This is a genomic window from Kribbella sp. NBC_00889 (assembly GCF_045207705.1).
GTDB lineage: Bacteria > Actinomycetota > Actinomycetes > Propionibacteriales > Kribbellaceae > Kribbella.
In genome coordinates, this window is record NZ_CP108783.1 from 5,000,237 (window position 1) to 5,021,330 (window position 21,094).

Below are 21,094 nucleotides of genomic sequence, written 5' to 3' on the forward strand. Positions count from 1 at the left end.
GAAGAAGAGACAAAGCTGTCAGCAACCACCGCGGTTGCTCCCTCCAGCACAGCGCGAAGCGCTGCTGGTTCTTCTCTCAGCAGCCACCGCAGTTGTAGTACGTGATGTCCCAGTGGTTGCCTTCGTTGGCGTAGATGTTGCCGGCGCCCGAGCGCCACTGCTGGGCACCGTCACCACGGTCGGCGATCCGGGTGAAAGTGCCGCGGATGTAGTTGCTGACACACGTGTACACCGAGATGTCGACCTTGTAGCCGTTGCGGTGGCTGTAGGTGCCACTGGCGTGACCAACCTCGGTCCCACCCGTGATGTTCACGGCGCAGCCACTCGCCTGCTTCAGGGTGCGGACGCCGTACACGGTGGAGTCGTTGATGTTCGTGAACGACGTACAGGTCGGGTTGTTCCAGTCCGAGCAGCCGCCGCTGGACGACCACGTGATGCCGGCGGCCCTGAAGATCGCAGTCGCCTGCGAGTGCGTGAGCTTGGTGAGCGCGGACGCCTGGTCGACGGCGACCACCGCGGGCAGCAACCCGGCGATGACGGCGACGACGGGGATGAGGACACGACGGAGCACTGACTTCATGGGGGACACTCCTCGAAATACGGGGCGGATATTTCAAGGAGTGCACTTCCCCCGAAAGTAATTCACGAAACGTCCCGTTGAATCAGAAATTAACGTCCGAACACTGGTAGAAGGCGTTCGCGGTGTCGTTGATGGTCCACACCGCCAGGATCATGTGCCGTCCGGACCGGTTCGGCAGGGTGCCAGGGTGGCTGACGTCGTTGGCGGGGCGGCCGCCGTTCATCGGCACCGTCAGGAACGGGTCCAGGTCGAGCGCGGCGCGGGTGAGTGGGACGTTCTGATCCCACCCCTGCTTGGTGATGTAGTACTTGAAGGTCGGCGGTGGAGTGCGGTGCGGTCAGGTGCCAGTTGAACGTGTAGCTCGCACCCGAGGTGAGCTGAGTGGCCGGCCACGCTCCCCCGCGCTGGTCGACACATAGAAAACAACCGTTCAAATCTATTGTCAACGGTTCGTAAGCACCTGTGCACAGAAAGCTAGATGTTGAGAGCACCGATCAGTCGGCGGAGGCGCTGGTTGTTGGGCAGGTCCTCGATCATCACGGGCTGGCCGTCGGGCCCGCCGAGCGGCAGGCGCCAGTTCGGGTACTCGTCCGTGGTGCCCGGTTGGTTCTGAGTACGACGTTCGCCGACAGCGTCGGTCAATGCCACGCCGACCAGCTTCGCCGGCGTATGAGCGACGTACTGGTGCAGCGCCTCGACGATGCGCTCCACGTCGCCGTCGGTGTTGCTGAGCAGATGCCGCTCGCGGAGGGCGTTCAGCCAGGAGTCGCGATCCGCCTCGTCCACTGCGAGCTCCTCCTCGACCGGTCTGGTGAGCAGACCGAGCCGGTTGCGCAGTTCGACGTGGTCGCCGGCGAGGTAGCCGGCCGTCGGGGGCAGGTCGTGGGTGGTGACCGTGGCCAGGCAGAGCTCCCGCCAGCGCTCCGGTGCCAGCGGGTTGCCATCCCGGTCCCCCTCGAACCACAGCACCGACGTACCGAGGATGCCGCGCTCGGTCAGGTAGTCACGCACCCACGGCTCGACCGTGCCGAGGTCCTCGCCCACCACCGTCACGCCGGCGCGCGTCGCCTCGAGTACGAGGATGCCGACCAGCGCCTCGTGGTCGTAGCGGACGTACGTGCCCTCGGTCGGCCGCTGCGGCGACGTCACCCACCAGAGCCGGAACATGCCGAGGATGTGGTCGATCCGTAGCCCGCCACCGTGCCGCATCACCGCCCGGACCAGATCCCGCCAGGCGGCGTACCCGGTCTCGGCCAGGGCGTTCGGCCGCCACGGCGGCTGCGACCAGTCCTGACCCTGCTGGTTGAACGCGTCCGGCGGTGCACCGACGTGGATGCCGGGAGCCAGCACATTCTGCAGCGCCCAAGCGTCCGCGCCATCCGGATGTACGCCGACAGCCAGGTCATGGACGACGCCCAGCGACATGCCCGCGGCCCTGGCCCGCGCCTGGGTGCGAGCAAGCTGTTCGTCCATCTGCCACTGCAGCCAGCAGTGGAACTCCACCGCGTCGGGATTCTCGTTGCGGAAGGCAACAACAGCCGGTGCGGTCGGCTCCTGCAGTTCCTCCGGCCACTTGCTCCACTCCGGCCCGTGCACGTCGGCGATCGCGGCCCACGTGGCGAAGTCGATCAGCCCCTGGCTCTCGCGGTCGCAGTAGGCGCCGTACTCCGCGATCCGGCCGATCGACGGGCGGACGCCGAACAGCAACTGCAGCGCCTCCCGCTTCGCCGCCCAGACCGTGTCCCTGTCCAGCGCGGTCGGATCCTCGCTCAACGCCCGCGTCTGCAGGCTGAGTGCCCGGACCCGATCCCGCTCCGCCGGCGCCAAGTCGCCGTACTCGTCGATGTCCTCGACCCGCAGGTAGATCGGGTTGGCGAACCGCCGCGAGGCCGGCAGGTACGGCGACGGCTCCATCCGGCCGGACGTCTCCGCGGCGTGCAGTGGGTTCACCAGCACGAAGCCGGCGCCCAGGTCGTTCGCCGACCAGGCAGCCAGGTCGGCGAGGTCATGCAGGTCACCGATCCCCCACGACCGGCGCGAGCGTACCGAGTACAGCTGCAGCACCCAGCCCCAGGTACGTCGCAGCTTCTCCGGCTCCAGCTTGCGCGGTGTGACGATCAGCGTGCTGACCGAGATCTCCGGACTGGTCCCGACGCGCGCGCAGAGCCGGTGGTACCCGAGCGGCAGGTCGCCCGGCAACTGGAACGTCGCCTCACCGATCTGCACACCATCGATCCACTCCGGCTCGACCCAGTGGTCCTGCTGCGGGATGTCACGCCGCTGTCCACCGTCCTCGAGGTCCACCCACACCTCGGCGCTGGACCCATGCGGCAGGTGAACGGCGAACCAGGGCGTCCACCCCTCCCGCATCACCACAGTGGCGGGCAACGTACGACGCCAGCGCGTCTGCTGGTGCTCCGCGAGCGCGTCGGCCGCCTTCTCCGGCGTGGAAGCGTCCACACCGAGCGCCGCGAGCACGGCGGCGACCACCTCGCTCGAGACGATCACATGCTCGCCCTGCCAGTTCCAGTACTCCGTCGCCACCCCGTGGGCAACCGCTAGCTCGACAAGGGCAGGAGTAGGAGCAGTCACCTCAGCGAGTCTGCCGCATCAACCGCCGTACTGCGTAACGCCGCGCGCCGCGTTCACTGGTTCGCGTTGGAGCGGCGAAGGCTCAGCAGCAGTACGGCGAACAGCAGCGCGGCACTGGCGACGACCAGACCGATGGCCACGCCCGCGACGTTGTCGGTCAACTGATAGAGCGCGGTCGGCCAGATGACCAGCAGGATCGCGCAGCCCACCACGGCGTACGCAGATGCGTGCCGGCGACCGTACGCGACCAGCAGAGCGGCCGGACCGGCCGTGCCGACGGCCAGAGCCATGATTTCGCCGCGCTCCTGGACCAGCCAGCAGATCGACGAGCTGAACATCGCTGCCCCGGCCAGCGACCACGCGGTCACCTGGTCCCGCACCAGTCCCAGCAGCGCCATCACGAACGCGACCAGGATGAACCCGGTCCCGGCGATCCCGGCCGTATTGGTCGCCGTACCGTCGTCCGGAGTGAGCACGTCCGCGGTGAGCACCAGGACGCCGACGGCCAGGATCCCGAACGTTGCTACAAGCAACGAAGAGCCGGCCAGCCACCACACCCCGATCGCGACCAGCGCCAGCGCCACCGCGACGCCGATGACCCGCCCCGTCTCCCCCTCGATGGCGACGTACGTCGCGAAACCGGCCGCGCAGCAGCCGAGGCCAGCCAGCGCCGAGCTCAGCTGGTCCTGACGGCGCAGCAGCGCGAGGATGGCGGCGGCGCCGAGCAGGACGATCGCCGCGCTCGTCCCCGTGGTGACCCGGGCGGCGTGGCCCATCTCACCCCAGTTCGCGATCGTCAGCAGCGCGACCGCTCCCAGCAGCAGTGCACCGCCGATGTAGCCGAGCACCTCGATGAGCGCGCCTGCATGCGACACAGCCGGCGGGGCCTTCGGCTTCGGTGGAGCTTCCGGCCGGCCCCGCCCAGGATCGGCCAGCGCAGCGTCGATCTCGGCGTCCGCAGCGTCTCGCAGAGCGTCGGCCTGGTACTGGCGCAGCACACCAGCGCTCACGAGCCGGGACAGCTCGTCATCCAGCCGGCTGGGCATGCGATCGCGTCTCCCTTGTCAGCCTTACTAAGATCGGGCGGCGAGATGCCTATTCTGACCAGCTACCTTGTGTCCCCGATCAGTCACCCCCTGCTTTCGCTGCCTAAGGACTTCCCGACGTTCTTCCGGATGGGCAACGACGGCAAGCTGGAGGTGACCGACCAGATCTTCATGGTCCCGGCCCGGATCGCCGGGCTGATCATCGGTTTCTTCGTGCTGCGCTGGGTGCTGCACAAGCTGATCCGCCGGTTCGCCCGGCGGACCGGCAACGGCGCCGTCGCCGGGGTGCTGTCGAAGTCGAAGATCGGCCAGGGCTTCGTCGAGAACAACCTGGCCGGCGAACGCCGGACCCAACGGGCCGAGACGATCGCCTCCCTGCTGTGCAGCACGGTGACGATCGTGCTGACGTCGATCCTGGTGGTGATGGTGCTGGCCGAGCTCGGCTTCAACATCCTCCCGGTGATCGCGTCGGCCAGCATCATCGGTGTCGCGCTCGGCTTCGGCGCGCAGACGCTGGTGAAGGACTTCCTGGCCGGCGTGTTCATGATCTTCGAGGACCAGTACGGCGTCGGCGACCTGATCGACATGGAGAAGGCCACCGGTGTGGTCGTTGCCGTGGGGCTGCGCATCACCACGCTCCGAGGCGAGGACGGCACCACCTGGTACGTCCGCAACGGCGAGGTCCTCCGCGTCGGCAACCTGACCACCCGGGACCCAGCCAGCACCGGGTCGTCCGGGGTCGGCAGCGCGACCGAGAAGGAGGAGGCCGAGGCTGAGGCCGCGATCGAGGCTAAGGGCGACGAAAGTGCGGCGACCAGAAAGCAGGACGGAAGCCGAGCTTGAGGTAGAGCCGTTCCGCGTCCGATCCCTCCACCACCTGCAGCGTGAGCCGCCCACCGGCCGCGTCCCGCCGCGCCTGGGCGAGCAGCGCCGAGGCCAACCCGCGTCCCCGGTACGCCGGTTTGGTGGCGACCGCGTAGATCCCGGTCACCGGTCCAGACCGCAGGACCAGCGTCACCGCAGCCGGGTCGCCGTCGACGCGTAGTACGTAGAGCGACTGCTCCGGCGCGGAGTAGTTCTTCACAGCCTTCTCGCGGAGCATCGCCTGCCACCACTCGATGTCCGGATCGTCGTCGTCGAGGAAGGCGGCACCCTGCACCTCAGCGAACGCCACCGCGTCCTCGTCCGTCGCGATCGGCGTGATCGGGTCACCGTCGACTGCGTCCGACGGCGCCTCCATGTGCACCAGCACTTCGGTCGCCTCGAACCCGGCGCCAGCCAGCCGCTCTTCCCATCCGTCCCCGCTCCACGGCACCAACCGCACTGTGGCGGTCCCTTCCGGGAGCTCCGCATCTGCCGCCAGCGGGATCCACGCCGAGAAGTACGCGTCCTCACCGACCACCTCGATTCCGGTGGCAGTGCGTCGGACCTCGCCTCGATGGGCAGCCAGGAACGCCAGGTGGTTGTCGAGCAACTCATGCACCCGCGCAGTATGCCCAGCATCACACGGGACTGTCGCGCAGAAACACGACACCGACCAGGCGCAACGGCTCCTGGTCGGTGTCGGCTGGAGATGTCAGGCGCTGAAGGTGACGTCCAGGGTGATCGGGACGGCGGACAGGGCCTGGGAGACCGGGCAGTTCTTCTTCGCGCCCTCGGCGAACTCGGCGAACTCGTCGGCGGTGATGCCGGGGACCTTGCCGTTCACGGACAGCTTGATGCCGGTGATGCCCTCACCCGGCTGGAAGGTCACGTCGGCCTGGGTGTCGATCGACTCCGGCGCGTTGCCCGCACCGGCCAGGGCGTGCGACAGCGACATCGAGAAGCAGGTCGAGTGCGCGGCCGCGATCAGCTCCTCCGGGCTGGTCCTGCCGTTCGCCTCGTTCGCCCGGGAGGCCCAGGTCACGTCGTAGGTGCCGATCCCGGACGACTCCAGGGCGACCTTGCCGGCGCCCTCCATCAGCGAGCCTTCCCAGTGGGCCTTGGCCGTACGAGTGGTAGCCATGCTCGTGTTTTCTCCTTCGAAGAGAGGGTCAGCGGCCGGACACGTCGATCGCGCCGGGGTACTGCGGTTCGTCGGTGTTCACCATGCTCTGCGCGGCCATCACCATGTACGTCCAGATCTGGTTGTCCTGCTCCGGCGTCAGGGCGATCTCGTCCAGTGCCGCGCGCATGTGGCCGAGCCAAAGGTCCCGGGCGCTCGGGGTGACGGCGAACGGGGCGTGCCGCATCCGCAGCCGCGGGTGCCCGCGCTGCTCGGAGTACGTGCGTGGACCGCCCCAGTACTGCTCCAGGAACATCCGGAAGCGCACCTCGGCCGGACCGAGGTCCTCCTCCGGGTACAGCGCGCGGAGTTCGGGGTCGGCGGCGACACCGCGGTAGAACGCGGCCACCAGACGGTGGAAGGTCTCCGCCCCACCGACAGCGTCGTAAAAGCTCTGCTGGTCACTCATGTCGGTCCCAGTGTCTCAAGCCGTCTCAATGTGTCTCAGCAGGGCTGCCCGTTCGGACTCTGACAGGGGGCGTTTGGCGTGGGTCTCGGGGTCCGTGGCGACGAGCACGGACACCGCCTTGGCGTACACGTCCTCGCTCTCACCGCTGCGGTCGAGGATCCACGAGCCGAGCGTGTACGACGTCGTACCAACGGCGTCGACCCACACGTCGACGTCGTACGGCGGGTGCCGCAGCAGGATCGGGCGAAGGTAGTCCACGGTCTGGCTGACCAGGACGACCGAGTGCACGGCGAACACGTCGCCGGTGACGCCGAGGACCTCACCGAGGAACGCGATCCGGGCCTCCTGCAGGTAGTCGAAGTACCGGACGTTGTTGACGTGGTCGTAGGAGTCGATGTCCGACCACCGGACCAGAACGGGATGGGTGTACTTCATGCGCCCACCAGCTTTGACAGGGCCTCGCGCTCGATCGGGCTGATCCGGCGCAGGCGGTTGGCGGCGAAGTCGAACGGCACCAGGCGCGTCCGCGCCTCGACGTACATCCGGCGCTCGGGCTCGGCGTCGAGGATCTCGTAGTCCACGGTGAACGACGCAGCCTTGATCTCGCTGATCCACAGCTCGATCCGCACCGGCTCGGACCGGTACAGCAGCGGAGCGCGGTACACGACCTCGTGGCGGGCCACCAGCAGGCCGGTCTCCAGGTCGTCCGCGCCGAGCTCCTTGGCGGTCCGGAACAGGAAGTCGACGCGGGCGTCCTGCAGGTAGTCGACGTACCGTCCGTTGTTCACATGCCCGAGGGCGTCCATGTCACCCCACCGCAGCGGGCAGTAGTAGACATGGCGGTTGTGATGATCCACACGGCGATCATCGCATCCGGAGTACTCCCGGCGTGACGGAGCGTGGGTAATGTCATCCCCGGCAGCAGCACGAGCGAAGGAGCAGCGCGGATGACTGATCAGCGGGTAGCGATCGTGACCGGGTCGGCCCGGGGAATCGGCGCGGCCGTCGCACTGCGGCTGGCGAAGGACGGGAACGCGGTGGCCGTCCTCGACCTCGACGAGGGCGCTTGTGAGGGCACCGTCAAGGCGATCGCCGAGGCGGGCGGCAAGGCGATCGCGATCGGCTGCGACGTCAGCAAGTCGGATCAGGTGACCGCCGCCGTCGAGCGCGTGGTCGCCGAGCTGGGCGCACCGACGGTGCTGGTGAACAACGCCGGCGTACTGCGCGACAACCTGCTGTTCAAGATGTCCGAGGACGACTGGGACACCGTGATGTCGGTGCACCTGCGCGGCAGCTTCCTGATGTCCCGCGCCTGCCAGGCGCACATGGTCGAGGCCGGCTACGGCCGGATGGTGTTCCTCTCCTCGACGTCGGCGCTGGGCAACCGCGGCCAGGCGAACTACGCGTCCGCGAAGGCCGGCCTGCAGGGCCTGGCGAAGACGCTGGCGATCGAGTTGGGCAAGTTCGGCGTCACCGCGAACGCGATCGCGCCCGGGTTCATCGAGACCGATATGACCGCGGCGACCGCCGCCCGGGTCGGGGTGGACTTCGAGGAGTTCAAGAAGGCGACCGCGGCCACCATCCCGGTGAACCGGACCGGCAAGCCCGACGACATCGCCGCGGCGGCGTCGTTCTTCTGCAGCGAGGAGGCCGGGTTCGTCTCCGGCCAGGTCCTGTACGTTGCCGGCGGACCGCGAAACTGAGGGAGTTTGCAGATGGCGCAGTCGTTCACCGGTGTCGACGAGGTCGTGCACGCGGTCGGCACCCCACTGGGCGAGAGCCAGTGGCTGGAGATCACCCAGGAGCAGGTGAACACGTTCGCCGACGCCACCGGGGACCACCAGTGGATCCACGTCGACGTCGAGCGCGCCAAGCAGGGCCCGTACGGCGGGACGATCGCGCATGGTTACCTCACCCTGAGCCTGATCGCGCGGTTCGGCGACGAACTGTTCTCGGTCAGCGGCGTCACCGCGAAGCTCAACTACGGCGTCAACAAGGTCCGCTTCCCGGCCCCGGTCCCGGTCGGCACCCGCGTCCGCGCCAGCGCCTCGATCTCCAACGCCGTCGAGACCCCGGCCGGCGTCCAGGTCTCCCTCAACTGGGTCATCGAACTGGAGAACTCCACCAAACCCGCCTGCGTCGCGGAGACCGTCGTACTGCTCGTCCCCTGACCGGGCGAGGGCTTAGAGCGGGCAGATCAGTACGGCGTGAGTGGCGACGCGGTCGTAGCCGAGCCACTCGTTGACGGCGATCATCGGGGCGTTGCCGTCGTAGTTGGCGGTGTAGGCGCCGCGGACGCCGGCCTGGGCGGCACGGTGGAGGGCAGCGCACTTGACCAGCTTGGCCAAGCCGCGGCCGCGGTACTCCGGCATTGTCGCGGTCATCTGGGACCAGATCTTGGTGTGATCACCGTTGCCCAGGGTGAACGCGATGATCTCGCCGTCGTAGAGGGCCGCCGTACTCAGGTCGAGTACCATCGACGGCGAGTTCCAGATGCCCGCGAGCCAGTCGTCGTACGGCCGGGTGGTGATCTTGGCGTCACCCGGTTTGGTGCGCTGGGCAACTTCGTCGGCCTCGTAGAGCTTGCGCGGATCGACCTGGTCCAGACCGACCAGCTCCACCCCGGTCGGGGCGCCCGGGACGTCTGGTGCCTTGGCTGGGTGGATGCCCGCGTAGTGCACCTGCCGAGTCTGCCGGTAGCCCCACCGGGCCGCCCATGCCACGGTTGACGGGTCGGCGAACACCCGCGCACTGGTCGCACCGGCCGTCCGCAGGTCCCGGTGGGTTGCCTCCAGCAACTTCGCACCGATCCCCCGGCCGCGGTAGTCAGGCCGGACCAGCACCCGCAACTGCCCGTCCAGCGGCTCCGACCCCGCGATCAGCGCGGTCGACGCCCAGCCGACCACCTCGCCCGCGTCCACGGCGGCGAAGGTTCCAAGTCCCAGCGCGGGCGGAGCCTGCAGTCGGCGGGTCAACGCGGTTCGCGTGACCACCAAGTACGGTGCGAGGGCGTCGTGCAACGCGATCGCCCCTTCGACATCCCCCGTTTCGGCAGCCCTGATCTCCATGCGAACTCCTTCAGCGAAGTTCTCCGGAACATAACCCGCAATCAGGTGCAGACCGGATACAGACCCGATTACAGCTGTGTCTCAGCCGTTTCGCTACGGGGACCGAGCACCAATCGCGCGCCAGTCACGTCGAACGTCATCCTGTATCGCTCCAGGTACCCTGCCCCAACCAGACCGTCGTGAACGATGTCCTGAAACTGAACCCTGGGTGACGATTGGGCGGTTTCGGGCGCGGCCGCCAGGTGCACACTGCCCGGAATCGTGCCCCAGTGCCGGGTCCACTCGTAGCCGGTCTCGTCCGTCCCGGTCCGCGTCGTCAGCCCCGGGCTCTCGAGATCCACGCCGCAGTCGGCCATGAACCGCGTGTCGAGGATCAGGCTGTCCGACCCGGTGTCCACCTCGACACAGATCTCGCGCCCACTCGGCAACACCAGTTGGGTGAACGGATCCACCGACACCGACTCCCGCCGTACGTCGAGCGGAACCTCGGGACCGTCAGCCTGGAAGCTCTCGCGCGGCAGCACCGTCAGAGTCATCGCGTCCGGATCCGTGGTGACCGTGTGATTCTCGAAGAACCCGGGTCCGATGATCCCGGCGAAACCGTTCGGATCGCCCGCATCCCCGAGGTCGGCGACACCCGCGACCTGCCCGTCGACGGCGTAGTCACCGACCCCGAGCACCGGCAGCCGAACAAGCGGCGCCTCGACCTCCTGACCCGACACCCGCCGCCCGGTGTACGTCTCGCCCGTGGGCAGGACGTCGGCACGACTCGCGATGGCCGAGGCAACGACCGTGATTCCGATGCCGGTGTCAACGAGGAAGCGGTACTCCGCGTCGCCAAACCGCACGTGCACCCGGACCAGGTGCTGCACCCGGTCGAAACCGACGGTTGTCATCTACTCGGAGAGCGTGCGCAGGAGCCCGTACTCCGTCTGGACGCGTTGGTAGCCGAGCCAGTTGTTGATGGCCAGCATCGGACCGTTCTCATCGTCGTTCGAGGTGTAGGCGGCGGTGATGCCGGCGTCGGCGGCGCGGCGGAGCGCGACCGACTTGACCAGCTTGGCCAGACCGCGACCCCGGTACGCCGGGATGGTCCCGGTCATGCCCGACCAGGCGCGGTCGCCGGCGGTCTCGATCACGGTGAACGCCGCCATCTCGTCACCCGCCATCGCGGCAACGCTGAGCGACTTGTCCAGCCCCGGACCGTTCCAGATCTCGTCGAGCCACTCGTCGTAGCCGACCGCGTCGATCGGCGAGTCACCCGGCTCGTCCAGCGACGCGACCGTGTCGGCGGTGTAGGCCTGGTGCGGATCCACCTGGTCGAACGTCATGAGTTCGATGCCGTCCGGGGTCGGCGGCTGCGCCGGCAGCTTCCGCGGGTCGACACCTGCGTAGTGCATCTGCCGCGTCCCGTCGTACCCGAGGTTGCGGGCGAACTCGAGGCCGTCAGGATGGACGAACGACCGCACGCGCACAGCGCCGACCTCACTCAGGTGCTGGTGCAGCCGTTCGGCCAGCGCACTACCAATGCCCTGCTTGCGATGATCAGGGTGCACATAGATCGACACGTGGCTCTGGCCCGGACTGCTGGTCCAGACGTTCAGACCCGCTGATCCCCAGGCGACCAGCTGACCGCCGGACTCGGCGACCAGCGCCAGGAACCGCTCGCCCGGCATCTGCACGGTGATCATGTGCCGCGTCGCGGCAGGCGACATGATCTTGTACGAGTAGACCGCGCGTCGCACCTCGGCCACCGCCTCGGCGTCGTCGCCAACGGCCGCCCGGATCAGCATCGGTGTGGTCATGCCCGGACCATAACCAGCTACCTTCCGCCTCGCCACGGAATAACGGATGAACAGCAACGTGATCGCAACAGGTGCGCGCTCCGGACGATTCGGTGGTGGAACGCCGGGGCATTAGAGTTACTCGGTGCTGTCGGACTGATCGCCCCGACCGCCGGAAGTGCCATCGTGCTGGGACACGACGGGGTCACCGGCGGCGGGGAGTCCGAATCCTCTTGACACCTCCCGGGTGCGTCAGGAGTAAATAGCAGCTATGGAAATTACCGATGGCGCTGCCGCAGCCCGGGTCCTGGCCGGGCTGATGGTGTCCGACGGACCTCGTCCGGAGTACGCCGAAGCGTTCGCGCCGTTCGCCCCACTGATCGGCAGCTGGGACCTCGACGTTTCCTGGTACGACGAAACCGGCGCGGTCACCCGGACGACCAAGGGTGAGTGGCACTTCGCCTGGGCGCTCGACGGCCGCGCGGTCGCCGACATCTGGATCACGCCGAGCCGGGCCGCCCGGGCGGTCGACGGTGATGGCGAGTGGGGCTTGTCGATCCGCATCCACGATCCCGAACTGAACGCCTTTCGCTCCACCTGGATGGGCCCGAAGGCCGCCTTCGTGATGCCCTTCGTCGCCCACGCGACCAAGGACACGATCACGCTCGAGTCCCAGACCGCCAAGACCCGGTGGGCCTTCACCGGCATCACCGAGACCGGCTTCCACTGGCGCAACGAGGACGAAGGTGCCGACGGCAACTTCATCCTCCGCCAGACCTTCGTGGCCAGACGTCAGCCGTAGGTCGCGACCGCCTCGGTCGCGAGCTCCAGCAGCCGGGTCCGCAACTCGACCGGCTCGACCACTTCGACGTCGCTCCCGAAAGCGAGCAGCAGACCGCACGCGGCCTCGCGGACACGGAAGTGCAGGGCGAGGTGCGGCCACTCGTCCTCCGCGGGTACGTCGCGGATCCTCGTCCCCTTGGCCACCATGGGCGTGGCGATCCGGCGGATCACCCCGACCCGCTCCGGGTGCACCCGAACCTCCACCTCCACGCCGGCGGGAGCATGCCGCTCGAGCCCGGATCGCAGCCGCTCCCACTCCGCCCGCACATCGAGTCCGTCCGGTCGTTCAGCGGCCTCCTCGAGGATGTCGGCCTCCTCGACCCGGGACACGCGATACATCCGCGCCGCGCCACGATGCGCCGCGACGAGATACCACCGCCCGGCCTGCTCGACCAGCCCCCACGGATCGACGGTACGGCGCTGATGCCCTTCACTCGCGGACGCGTACTGCAGTCGCACCCGTCTCCGCGTCACCACCGCCTGCCGCAGTACCGGTAGCGCCCCGGTGTCCTCGGCCTCCGCGAACCAGCGACGCCGATCCACCACGATCGCACCCGACAACGCATCGGCGTCGTCCTGCAACTCCAGCGGCAACGTGGCCGACAGTTTGCCCATCGCCGACTGCAACGCATCCCGCAGACCCAGCTCGTCGGACAACGCCGATCGCCCCGACCAGGCAAACAACGCCTGCGCCTCCCGCGGCGTCAACCCGCTGACATCCGCCCGATACCCCGGCAGCAGCACGCAGCCACCGTTGCGCCCACGCTCGGTGTAGACGGGTACGCCGGCCGCCGACAACGCCTCCATGTCGCGCATCACCGTCCGCGTCGACACCTCCAGGCGCTCGGCCAACTCCCGCGCACTCAACCGCGCATGCCGCTGCAACAGCAGAATGGTCTGCAACAACCGGTCGGCTCGCACGAGTTCAGAATATGCGACAGAAGATGTCGCATATACCCCGCGAGGCTGTCGTCATGAACACCAACGACCCCCGTCCGATGCTCATCCGTGCTCTCGACCAGACGCAGCACCTGATCGACACCACCGGTCCCGACGACCTCGGCCGGCCGACCCCCTGCCCGGAGTACGACGTCAACACCCTGCTGGGCCACCTGCTCACCGTCGTCGGCCGGATCGACCTGGCGCTGAACGGTGGCAACGCGCTCGACGTGCCGCACATCACCACTGGCGTCGACGACGTTCCGGCCGAGTGGAAGCAGCGCCGTACCGCGCTCGACGAGACGCTGGCGGCCGACGGCGTACTCGACCGCACCTGCAAGTTGCCGTGGGCAACGCTTCCGGGCGCGGCCGCGATCGCTGCCTACACCACCGAGCTCACCATGCACTCGTGGGACCTGGCGAAGGCGACCGATCGCCTCGGACAGCTCGACGACGCGCTGGCGACGTACTGCCTGCCTCTGGTCCGGCGGTTCGTCCCGGCCGAGCAGCGCGGCGGACCGATCCCGTTCGGCCCCGTCGTACCGGTCGCCGACGACGCAGCTCCGTACGACCAACTGGCCGGCTGGCAGGGCCGGCAGCCTTAGGGTGTGTCTCCCAACTCCACGCCGTAGCGAGCAGGCGCTCGGCGGAGTGCCTCGGTGAGCTGGAGCGGAGGGTTCGATGTGGTTCCATCGTGCCCTTCGCTCCAGCTCGGCGAGGTGCCCGCCGAGTGCCGCGCAGTAGGCGTGGGGTTGGGAGACACGCCCTAACCGACGATCCCGCCGTTGAGGGTGAGGCCGCCGTCGATCGTGATGGTCTGACCGGTGATCCACGACGACTCGTCCGACAGCAGGAACCACACCAGCGACGCAACGTCCTCCGGCGTACCCAACCGACGCAACGGGTACGTCGAGGCGACCTTGTCCTCACGGCCTTCGTAGAGGGCTCCGGCGAATTTGGTCTTGACCACCGCCGGAGCCACTGCGTTGACCCGGATCTCCGGCGCCAGCTCGACCGCCAGCTCGGCGGTCACGCGCGACACCATCGCCTTGGTCGCGCCGTACCAGCCAATGCCCGGCGACGGCGCCAGGCCGGCCACCGAAGACAGGTTGACCACGGCGCCACCGTGCGCGCGCATCCAGGCGTCCCGGCACGCCTTCACCCAGGCGATCGCGGCCAGCACGTTCGTGTCGACCATCTTGGCCGCGACCGCCTGGTCGACGTCGAGCAGCTTGCCGTAGATCGGGTTGATGCCGGTGTTGTTCACCAGCAGATCCACCGACCCGTACGTCGCGACCGCCGCGGCCACCACGGTCGCCCGGTGCTCGGGATCCGCGGCCTTCCCGGCGACCGCGAGCGCGTGCTCCCGGCCACCCAGGGACTCGACTGCCTGGTCGAGCGTCTCCTGGGTGCGGCCGGTGATCACCACGCGCGCGCCATCGGCAACCAGGCGCCGAGCGACTGCCAGCCCGATCCCCCGGGAGGCTCCGGTGACGATCGCCGTACGGTTCTCCAGACTCATCAGCTGAGGCGCTCGAGGACGACCGCCATGCCCTGGCCGCCGCCGACGCACATGGTCTCCAGGCCGAACTGCTTGTCCTCGAACTGCAGCCCGTTCACCAGCGTGGTCATGATCCGCGCACCGGTCGAGCCGAACGGGTGCCCGAGCGCGATCGCGCCGCCGTGCACGTTCAGCTTGTCCTCGTCGATGCCGAGCTCTCGCGCCGAGCCGATCACCTGGACCGCGAAGGCCTCGTTGATCTCGACCAGGTCGATGTCGTTGATGCTCATGCCGGCCCGCGCCAGCGCCTGCTTCGACGCCTCCACCGGACCGAGGCCCATGATCTCCGGCGACAGACCGCTCACCCCGGTCGACACGATCCGCGCCAGCGGGGTCAGGCCGAGCTCACGGGCCTTGGTGTCGCTCATGATCACGACCGCGGCCGCGCCGTCGTTCAGCGGGCAGCAGTTGCCGGCCGTGACCGTGCCGTTCGGCCGGAACACCGGCTTGAGGCCACTGACGCCTTCCAGCGTCGTCCCCGCCCGCGGTCCGTCGTCCTTGCTCACCACAGTTCCGTCCGGCAGCGTCACCGGCGTGATCTCACGCGCGAAGAAGCCGTTGCCGATCGCCTTCTCGGCCAGGTTCTGCGAGCGGACGCCGAACGCGTCCTGCTCCGTGCGGGAGATGCCCCTGAGCGTCGCCACGTTCTCCGCGGTCTGGCCCATCGCGATGTAGACATCCGGGATCTGCCCGTCCTCGCGCGGGTCGTGCCACGTGTCGTTGGTCTCGGCGTACTTCTCGGTCCGCTGCACCGCGTCGGTGAAGACCGGGTTGAACGAACTCGGGTCACCGACCCCGGCCGAGCCGAAGTTCTTGTACCGCGACACGCACTCGACGCCGGCGCTGACGAAGATGTCGCCCTCACCGGACTTGATCGCATGGAAGGCCATCCGCGCGGTCTGCGTCGACGACGCGCAGAACCGGTTGACCGTCGTCGCCGGGGTGTTGTCCCAGCCGAGCTGGATCGCGACCCGGCGGGCCATGTTGCCGCCGTGTTCGTCGTGCGGTTCCGCACACCCGAGGGCCAGGTCCTCGATCTGGTCGCCGGTCAGCCCGACCTTGCCGACCGCCGCCTGGATCATCTGTACGGCGAGGTCGTCCGGCCGGATCGTGGTCATCGATCCCTTGTACGCGCGGCCGATCGGCGAGCGGGCCGTGGACACGATCACTGCTTCAGGCACAACGCTTCCCTTCTACAGGCCGAGGTCACGGCCGATGAGCTCTTTCATGATCTCGTTCGAGCCGGCCCAGATCTTCGTCACCCGGGCGTCCCGCCAGGCACGGGCGACGCGGTACTCGTTCATGTAGCCGTAGCCGCCGTGCAGTTGCACGCACGCGTCCAGGATCTCGTTCTGCACCTGGGCGGCCCACCATTTGACCTTGGCCGCGTCCACCGCGGACAGCCGGTCCTCGTCGTGCGCGACGATCGCGTTGTCGACGTACGCCTGGGTGACCTCGGCCTTGGTGACGAGTTCGGCGACCAGGAACTTGTTGTACTGGAACGAGCCGACCGGCTGGCCGAACGCCTTGCGCTGCTTCACGTAGTCGATCGTCTCGGCCAGGATCTGGGTCGCCTGCGCGATGTTCGACACCGCGGCACCGACCCGCTCCTGGGCCAGCCGCTCCATCATGTGGATGAAGCCGCGGTCGACCTCGCCGAGCACGTTGTCGTCACCGACGAACACGTCGGAGAAGAACAGTTCCGACGTACCGGACTCGGTCTGGCCGACCTTGTCCAGTTTGCGGCCGCGGGCGAAGCCCTCCATGCCCTCCTCGATCACGAACAGCGTGATGCCCTTCGCGCCCTTGGCCGGGTCGGTCCGGGCGGCCACGATGACCAGGTCGGCCATGTCGCCGTTGGTGATGAAGGTCTTCGACCCGTTCACCACCCAGCCGCCGTCGGCCTTCTTCGCGCTCGTCTTCAGCGCGGCCAGGTCCGATCCGCCGGACGGCTCGGTCATCGCGATCGCGGCGACGTACTCACCGGAGCAGAACTTCGGCAGCCAGCGCTGCTTCTGCTCCTCGGTGCCCAGATCGACGATGTACGGCGCGCAACAGTCGAAGTGGATGCCGAAGCAACTGGACAGCGACGCGGAGACCTTGGACACCTCTTCGGCGAAGACCGCGTTGAACCGGTAGTCGCCGACACTCGAACCGCCGTACTCCTCCGGCACGTCGAGACCGAGGAAGCCCTGCTTGCCGGCCTCGAGCCAGGCGGCCCGGTCGACCGTCTTCTCCTCGAGGAACTGCTCCATCCGCGGCACCAGCGAACGGTCGCAGTACTCCTTCGCACTGGCCCGGAAAGCGTGGTGATCCTCGTTGAAGATGACGCGCTCCATGGGGCCTCCCCGAGGGATGAGATTCGTGGCTAAGCGCTTGCTTAGCTTCGCCCGTCCGGTGCATGGTGTCAACGTGTCCGCAGTCACGAGTCCCCTGGTCTGGGAGCATGTCCAGCCGGCCGCCGCGCGCCGGCTGCTGACCGGCGCCGTCGACGCCTTCGCCGAGCGCGGGTTCCAGGCGACCACCACGCGCGACATCGCGTCCCGCGCCGGGATGAGCCCGGCCGCGCTCTACGTGCACTACCCGTCCAAGGAGCGGCTGCTCTTCGAGATCAGCCTGTACGGACACAACGCAGCGTTGGAGGTACTGCGTTCCGCCGACATCGGTCCAACCCCCGCGGACCGTCTGCGCTCACTTGTCTCCGCTTTCACGGCGTGGCATGCGCAGCATCACACGATCGCCCGCGTCGTGCAGTACGAGCTGGCCGCTCTGTCGCCCGAGCACCTCGCCGAGGTCGCGACCATCCGCCGGGCCATCTCCACGCAGATCGAGCAGGTCCTGGCAGACGGCGTACACGACGGCTCGTTCGCGGTGACGGACCTGCCGGGGACGACACTCGCCGTACTCTCGCTGTCCATCGACGTGGCCCGGTGGTACACGCCACACCGGGCAGACCCGGAGGCGTTGGGCAAGCTGTACGCCGACCTCGCGCACCGGATGGTCCAGACATAGGAAGACCCCGCACCCACCCGGTGCGGGGTCTTTCCGACGCTACGTCAGCCGAGGTGTCAGGCCTGCAGAGCCGCCTGGACGTCCAGGTGGATGTCGACCTTGTCACCGATCAGGAGCTTGCCACCCTCGAGCGGCACGTTGAAGTCGATGCCCCAGTCCTTGCGGCTGATCGAGGTGGAGGCCTCGAAGCCGATGATGGTCTGGCCGTAGGCGTTCTGGTCCACGCCGAGGAACTCGACCGCGAGCTCGACCGGCTTGGTCACGTTCTTGATCGTCAGCTCGCCGGCCAGGATGTAGTCGTCACCCTCCGGCTTGAAGGCGGTGCTGGCGAAGGTCATCTTCGGGCTGTTCTCGGCGTCGAAGAAGTCGCCGGAACGCAGGTGCCCGTCACGCTGCTCGCTGCGGGTGTGCACGGAGGCCAGCTCGACGGTCACGGTGGCGGTCGACTCCTCCAGCGAGTCCTTCACGACGATCTCGCCGGCGTACTCCTGGAAGGTGCCGCGGACCTTGGTCATCAGGTGGCGGACGGTGAAGCCGATCTCGGTGTGGGCGGTGTCGAGGGCGTAGGTGCCGGCGACCAGGCCGGGGATGGTGCTGGTCGGGGTCGTGCCGGCATTGATGGTCTCGCTCATGGGTTCCTCTCGAAGGGGGCGTTCTGGTCGGGGGCGACGCAGCGTGGAGGTTAAAATTTCAATCTCTTACTGCGACAGTAGTGAGGAACGGTTTAAAAGTCAATTACATTCCCGGTACACTGATGCCGTGACGACGACGACTGAGACCCGGTGGCTCGACGCCGAGCAGCAGGTGGCGTGGCGTGCGTACCTGCTGGGGACCGCACGCCTGATGGCGAAACTGGACGACGACCTGCGTCAGTTCGGCCTGGGTATCAACGACTACGAGATCCTGGTCCGGCTCTCCGAGGCGCCCGACCGGCGGCTGCGGATGGCCGACCTGGCCGACCGGTTGCACCAGAGCCGCTCCCGCCTGACCCACACCGTGGGCCGGCTGGAGACCGCCGAGCTGGTCCGCCGTACGTCCTGCACCAGCGACAAGCGCGGCGTCTGGGCCGAGCTGACCGAGGCCGGTCTCCAGCTGCTCGAGCAGGCCGCGCCGTACCACGTGGAGGGCGTCCGGGAGAACCTGGTCGACCTGGCCACCCCCGAGGACTTCGTGGCGGTCGGCCGCGTCTTCGACGCCGTGTCGGAGCACATCGGCCAGCGCTGACCCGCTGACAGTCGCCGGCCCGATCGCTTTGGGCCGGCTCGTCAGCGTGCGGTCGTGGCCGGGCTGATCTCCAGGGCCAGTTCGTCACGGTCAGCCCCGCGGTAGGCGAGCATCGAGTCACGCATCCGCCGCTTCACCGGCGGCAGGTGGTTGACCGTCCGCATCGCGGTGCGCATCCCAGCCAGCGCCAGCCGCCCGATCACCGGCTTGTACACCGGATCGTCGGAGGTCATCTGCGCCCGCGACTTCAGTACGGCGTCGAAGCCGTACGCGATCATCTTCGCCTCGTACGCCCGTACCGCCGGGATCAACTCCTGGCGACCGTCACGCACCTCGATCAGCTGCCGGCACAGGTTCACCGCGTCCCTCAACGCGGTGTTCGCGCCGACGCCGCGCCCCGGCGTCATCGTGTGAATGGCGTCGCCGAGCAGCGTCACGTTCGTCGTCTGCCACGGCTCCAGTGGGACCGAGGTCCAGATGTTCACCGGGAAGCAGGTGCCGGGGTCGGCCAGCTCGAACAGCCGCCGCAGATTCGGATGCCAGTCCGGTGTGAGCTGGAGGGCGACGTCGATCAGCTCCTGCCCTCGCAGCTCCAAGATGTTGCCGGGCATCGTATCCCTGGTCGCCGACAGGCCCCAGTTGATGTAGTCGCGGGTGTTGTCGAACTGCAGCCCGGGCCAGCGCCGGATCAACTCCTCGGTGTTGCCGCCGATCCCGCTCTTCACGTTGCCGTCACGGTCCCACTGGAACTCCATCACGTGCAGGATGCAGGCCAGCCCGTGCGGCGCGTTGACCATCGAGATGCCCTCGAACACCTTCGGCGGCACCAGCTTCGCGCTCTCCGCGGTGATCGGCAGCTTCCCCGCGATCGCGATGATCCCGGTCTCCTCGGTCTTGGCCTGCGGCAGGTACTGGCGTCGTACCCGCGAGCCCGAGCCGTCGGCGGCCACCAGCAGGTCACCGGTCGCCTGGGCGCCATCGGCGAAGTACGCCGTCACCTGGTCGCCGTGCTGCTCGAAGCGGGTGAACTCCTTGCCGAACTCGACCACGTCGTCCAGACCGGTGAGCAACACCTGTCGCAGCGTCATCCGGCTGATCGACTTCTCGCTCTCGACCGGACCGGTCGATTCCGGCAGGTCGAACGACAGGACCTCCTTCAGGTCCTCGGTGAGCATGTTGAAGTACTTCGGGTCACGCGCCTTGGTCGCCACGAAAGTGTCGTACAGGTCGGCCGGCAGCAGCGCGTGCAGCGCCCGGCTGCCATCTGGGTCGATCCCGACCCGGTAGCCGTGCAGCCCATCGGTCCGGAGCGCATCCCGCTCGAACACGGTCACGCCGATGCCGGCCCGCTGCAGCCCGTGCGCCAGCGCCAGCCCGCCGGTCCCGCCACCGATCACCAGCACCTTCATCGCTCTCTCCTTTATCTCGGTTCTTCAAGTATCTTGGTAATCTGAGTATCTTGGAGATCCGAGAGAAATGCAACCCCTATGCTGAGGAGGCCATGACCAGTGCCAGAGAAGAGCTCGCCGGCGAGATCCAGGAGCGGATGATCCACCTGATCGCCAGCGTCGTGCTGTTCAACCACGCGGTCTCCGCGAAGGTCGGTCTGGGCGCCAGCGACTCCCAGTTCATGACACTGCTGCAGACTTACGGACCGCTGACTCCGAGGGAGCTCGCCGAGCACACCGGCCTCACCTCCGGCACGGTCACCGGTGTCATCGACCGGCTCGAGGCACACGGCTTCGTCACCCGTCGACCGGATCCCGGTGATCGCCGCAAGGTCGTGGTGACGCCGTCGACGGAGGCGATCCAGGACAAGCTCGTCCCGCTGTACGCCGAGCAGGCCGAGCGCATGCACGCGGTCCTGGCGTCGCGAAGCACTGAGGAACTGCGGACCATCTCCGCCTTCCTCGCGGACGCGGTCGGCAACTCGCAGCCGGTCAAGGATGTTTTAGCCGATAGCTAAAGCCTTTGATGTGCCTTCACCGCACC

At 68.0% G+C, this 21,094-nt stretch carries 26 protein-coding genes and 1 pseudogene; 8 read left to right on the forward strand and 19 right to left on the reverse strand.

Annotated elements, in window-relative coordinates; genetic code table 11:
• Window positions 1-76 precede the first annotated feature (76 nt).
• The 5 genes and pseudogenes from OG817_RS24240 to OG817_RS24260 form a co-directional block, all read right to left on the reverse strand.
• A complete protein-coding gene (locus OG817_RS24240) occupies window positions 77-580 on the reverse strand; it encodes a hypothetical protein (protein ID WP_396394970.1) in 504 nt (167 codons plus the stop codon).
• An 82-nt stretch (window positions 581-662) separates the two neighbouring features.
• The gene (locus OG817_RS24245; RefSeq protein ID WP_406057486.1) at window positions 663-881 is read right to left on the reverse strand and encodes a lytic polysaccharide monooxygenase; all 219 of its coding nucleotides are present in this window, start codon (window positions 879-881) and stop codon (window positions 663-665) included.
• A gap of 52 nt (window positions 882-933) precedes the next feature.
• Window positions 934-1,071, reverse strand: a pseudogene (locus OG817_RS24250) (hypothetical protein); the annotation flags it as partial.
• Complete coding sequence (gene malQ / locus OG817_RS24255) at window positions 1,055-3,172, reverse strand: 4-alpha-glucanotransferase (RefSeq protein ID WP_406046927.1); 2,118 nt, start codon at window positions 3,170-3,172, stop codon at window positions 1,055-1,057. The pseudogene OG817_RS24250 and the gene malQ, both read right to left, overlap by 17 nt.
• A 53-nt stretch (window positions 3,173-3,225) precedes the next feature.
• Window positions 3,226-4,218 (reverse strand): hypothetical protein, encoded by a 993-nt coding sequence (locus OG817_RS24260; RefSeq protein WP_406046928.1) that lies wholly within the window; start codon window positions 4,216-4,218, stop codon window positions 3,226-3,228.
• 45 nt (window positions 4,219-4,263) lie between these two features.
• Between OG817_RS24260 and OG817_RS24265 the strand changes: the two genes are divergently transcribed.
• Window positions 4,264-5,061 (forward strand): mechanosensitive ion channel family protein, encoded by a 798-nt coding sequence (locus OG817_RS24265; protein WP_406046929.1) that lies wholly within the window; start codon window positions 4,264-4,266, stop codon window positions 5,059-5,061.
• Here the strand turns inward: OG817_RS24265 and OG817_RS24270 are convergent.
• The 5 genes from OG817_RS24270 to OG817_RS24290 form a co-directional block, all read right to left on the reverse strand.
• A complete protein-coding gene (locus OG817_RS24270; RefSeq protein WP_406046930.1) occupies window positions 5,009-5,701 on the reverse strand; it encodes a GNAT family N-acetyltransferase in 693 nt (230 codons plus the stop codon). The genes OG817_RS24265 and OG817_RS24270 overlap by 53 nt on opposite strands.
• A 93-nt stretch (window positions 5,702-5,794) precedes the next feature.
• Window positions 5,795-6,223, reverse strand: coding sequence for an OsmC family protein (locus OG817_RS24275; protein ID WP_406046931.1), 429 nt, complete (start codon window positions 6,221-6,223; stop codon window positions 5,795-5,797).
• Window positions 6,224-6,251: 28 nt separating this feature from the next.
• On the reverse strand, window positions 6,252-6,671 hold the full coding sequence (locus OG817_RS24280) for a globin (protein WP_396394982.1): 420 nt from the start codon (window positions 6,669-6,671) through the stop codon (window positions 6,252-6,254).
• Window positions 6,672-6,686: 15 nt separating this feature from the next.
• Window positions 6,687-7,106: an acyl-CoA thioesterase gene (locus tag OG817_RS24285; protein WP_360456215.1), complete on the reverse strand. Its 420-nt coding sequence runs from the start codon at window positions 7,104-7,106 to the stop codon at window positions 6,687-6,689.
• Entirely contained in the window at window positions 7,103-7,528 is a 426-nt protein-coding gene (locus OG817_RS24290) for an acyl-CoA thioesterase (RefSeq protein WP_406046932.1), read from the reverse strand. The genes OG817_RS24285 and OG817_RS24290 overlap by 4 nt, the downstream gene beginning before the upstream one ends.
• A gap of 90 nt (window positions 7,529-7,618) precedes the next feature.
• Between OG817_RS24290 and OG817_RS24295 the strand changes: the two genes are divergently transcribed.
• Together OG817_RS24295 and OG817_RS24300 are read left to right on the forward strand one after the other, a co-directional pair.
• Window positions 7,619-8,374, forward strand: a complete 756-nt coding sequence (locus OG817_RS24295) for an SDR family oxidoreductase (protein ID WP_406046933.1) — start codon at window positions 7,619-7,621, stop codon at window positions 8,372-8,374.
• 12 nt (window positions 8,375-8,386) lie between these two features.
• Complete coding sequence (locus OG817_RS24300) at window positions 8,387-8,842, forward strand: MaoC family dehydratase (RefSeq protein WP_360456206.1); 456 nt, start codon at window positions 8,387-8,389, stop codon at window positions 8,840-8,842.
• A 12-nt stretch (window positions 8,843-8,854) separates the two neighbouring features.
• Here OG817_RS24300 and OG817_RS24305 read toward each other — a convergent pair whose 3' ends face one another.
• From OG817_RS24305 to OG817_RS24315, 3 genes are all read right to left on the reverse strand, one after another.
• On the reverse strand, window positions 8,855-9,739 hold the full coding sequence (locus tag OG817_RS24305; protein WP_406046934.1) for a GNAT family N-acetyltransferase: 885 nt from the start codon (window positions 9,737-9,739) through the stop codon (window positions 8,855-8,857).
• 68 nt (window positions 9,740-9,807) lie between these two features.
• Window positions 9,808-10,635, reverse strand: a complete 828-nt coding sequence (locus tag OG817_RS24310; protein WP_406046935.1) for a retropepsin-like aspartic protease — start codon at window positions 10,633-10,635, stop codon at window positions 9,808-9,810.
• Window positions 10,636-11,544, reverse strand: coding sequence for a GNAT family N-acetyltransferase (locus OG817_RS24315; protein WP_406046936.1), 909 nt, complete (start codon window positions 11,542-11,544; stop codon window positions 10,636-10,638).
• A gap of 250 nt (window positions 11,545-11,794) precedes the next feature.
• Between OG817_RS24315 and OG817_RS24320 the strand changes: the two genes are divergently transcribed.
• Complete coding sequence (locus OG817_RS24320) at window positions 11,795-12,325, forward strand: hypothetical protein (RefSeq protein WP_406046937.1); 531 nt, start codon at window positions 11,795-11,797, stop codon at window positions 12,323-12,325.
• Here OG817_RS24320 and OG817_RS24325 read toward each other — a convergent pair.
• Complete coding sequence (locus OG817_RS24325; RefSeq protein WP_406046938.1) at window positions 12,316-13,287, reverse strand: helix-turn-helix transcriptional regulator; 972 nt, start codon at window positions 13,285-13,287, stop codon at window positions 12,316-12,318. The two genes, OG817_RS24320 and OG817_RS24325, sit on opposite strands and share 10 nt — an antisense overlap.
• Window positions 13,288-13,340: 53 nt before the next feature.
• Between OG817_RS24325 and OG817_RS24330 the strand changes: the two genes are divergently transcribed.
• Window positions 13,341-13,910, forward strand: a complete 570-nt coding sequence (locus OG817_RS24330; RefSeq protein ID WP_406046939.1) for a TIGR03086 family metal-binding protein — start codon at window positions 13,341-13,343, stop codon at window positions 13,908-13,910.
• A 161-nt stretch (window positions 13,911-14,071) separates the two neighbouring features.
• Here the strand turns inward: OG817_RS24330 and OG817_RS24335 are convergent, their stop codons facing one another.
• The 3 genes from OG817_RS24335 to OG817_RS24345 are packed head-to-tail and all read right to left on the reverse strand — an operon-like array spanning window position 14,072 to window position 17,205.
• Window positions 14,072-14,827 carry an SDR family oxidoreductase gene (locus tag OG817_RS24335; protein ID WP_406046940.1) on the reverse strand — a complete coding sequence of 252 codons (756 nt, stop codon included), beginning with the start codon at window positions 14,825-14,827 and terminating at the stop codon, window positions 14,072-14,074.
• The gene (locus tag OG817_RS24340; protein ID WP_406046941.1) at window positions 14,827-16,047 is read right to left on the reverse strand and encodes an acetyl-CoA C-acetyltransferase; all 1,221 of its coding nucleotides are present in this window, start codon (window positions 16,045-16,047) and stop codon (window positions 14,827-14,829) included. Before OG817_RS24340 ends, OG817_RS24335 begins: the two co-directional genes overlap by 1 nt.
• Window positions 16,048-16,059: 12 nt before the next feature.
• Window positions 16,060-17,205 (reverse strand): acyl-CoA dehydrogenase family protein, encoded by a 1,146-nt coding sequence (locus OG817_RS24345; protein WP_396394992.1) that lies wholly within the window; start codon window positions 17,203-17,205, stop codon window positions 16,060-16,062.
• Between the two features lie 73 nt (window positions 17,206-17,278).
• Between OG817_RS24345 and OG817_RS24350 the strand changes: the two genes are divergently transcribed.
• Window positions 17,279-17,878 carry a TetR/AcrR family transcriptional regulator gene (locus OG817_RS24350; protein WP_396394993.1) on the forward strand — a complete coding sequence of 200 codons (600 nt, stop codon included), beginning with the start codon at window positions 17,279-17,281 and terminating at the stop codon, window positions 17,876-17,878.
• 56 nt (window positions 17,879-17,934) lie between these two features.
• Here OG817_RS24350 and OG817_RS24355 read toward each other — a convergent pair whose 3' ends face one another.
• Complete coding sequence (locus tag OG817_RS24355) at window positions 17,935-18,510, reverse strand: YceI family protein (protein WP_406046942.1); 576 nt, start codon at window positions 18,508-18,510, stop codon at window positions 17,935-17,937.
• A gap of 127 nt (window positions 18,511-18,637) precedes the next feature.
• On the opposite strand from OG817_RS24355, the gene OG817_RS24360 reads away from it, so the two are divergent.
• The gene (locus OG817_RS24360) at window positions 18,638-19,102 is read left to right on the forward strand and encodes a MarR family winged helix-turn-helix transcriptional regulator (protein ID WP_396394995.1); all 465 of its coding nucleotides are present in this window, start codon (window positions 18,638-18,640) and stop codon (window positions 19,100-19,102) included.
• 41 nt (window positions 19,103-19,143) lie between these two features.
• On the opposite strand, the gene OG817_RS24365 is transcribed toward OG817_RS24360, so the two are convergent.
• The gene (locus tag OG817_RS24365; protein ID WP_406046943.1) at window positions 19,144-20,511 is read right to left on the reverse strand and encodes an FAD-dependent oxidoreductase; all 1,368 of its coding nucleotides are present in this window, start codon (window positions 20,509-20,511) and stop codon (window positions 19,144-19,146) included.
• 92 nt (window positions 20,512-20,603) lie between these two features.
• Between OG817_RS24365 and OG817_RS24370 the strand changes: the two genes are divergently transcribed.
• Complete coding sequence (locus OG817_RS24370) at window positions 20,604-21,068, forward strand: MarR family winged helix-turn-helix transcriptional regulator (protein WP_406046944.1); 465 nt, start codon at window positions 20,604-20,606, stop codon at window positions 21,066-21,068.
• The last annotated feature ends 26 nt before the right edge of the window (window positions 21,069-21,094 follow it).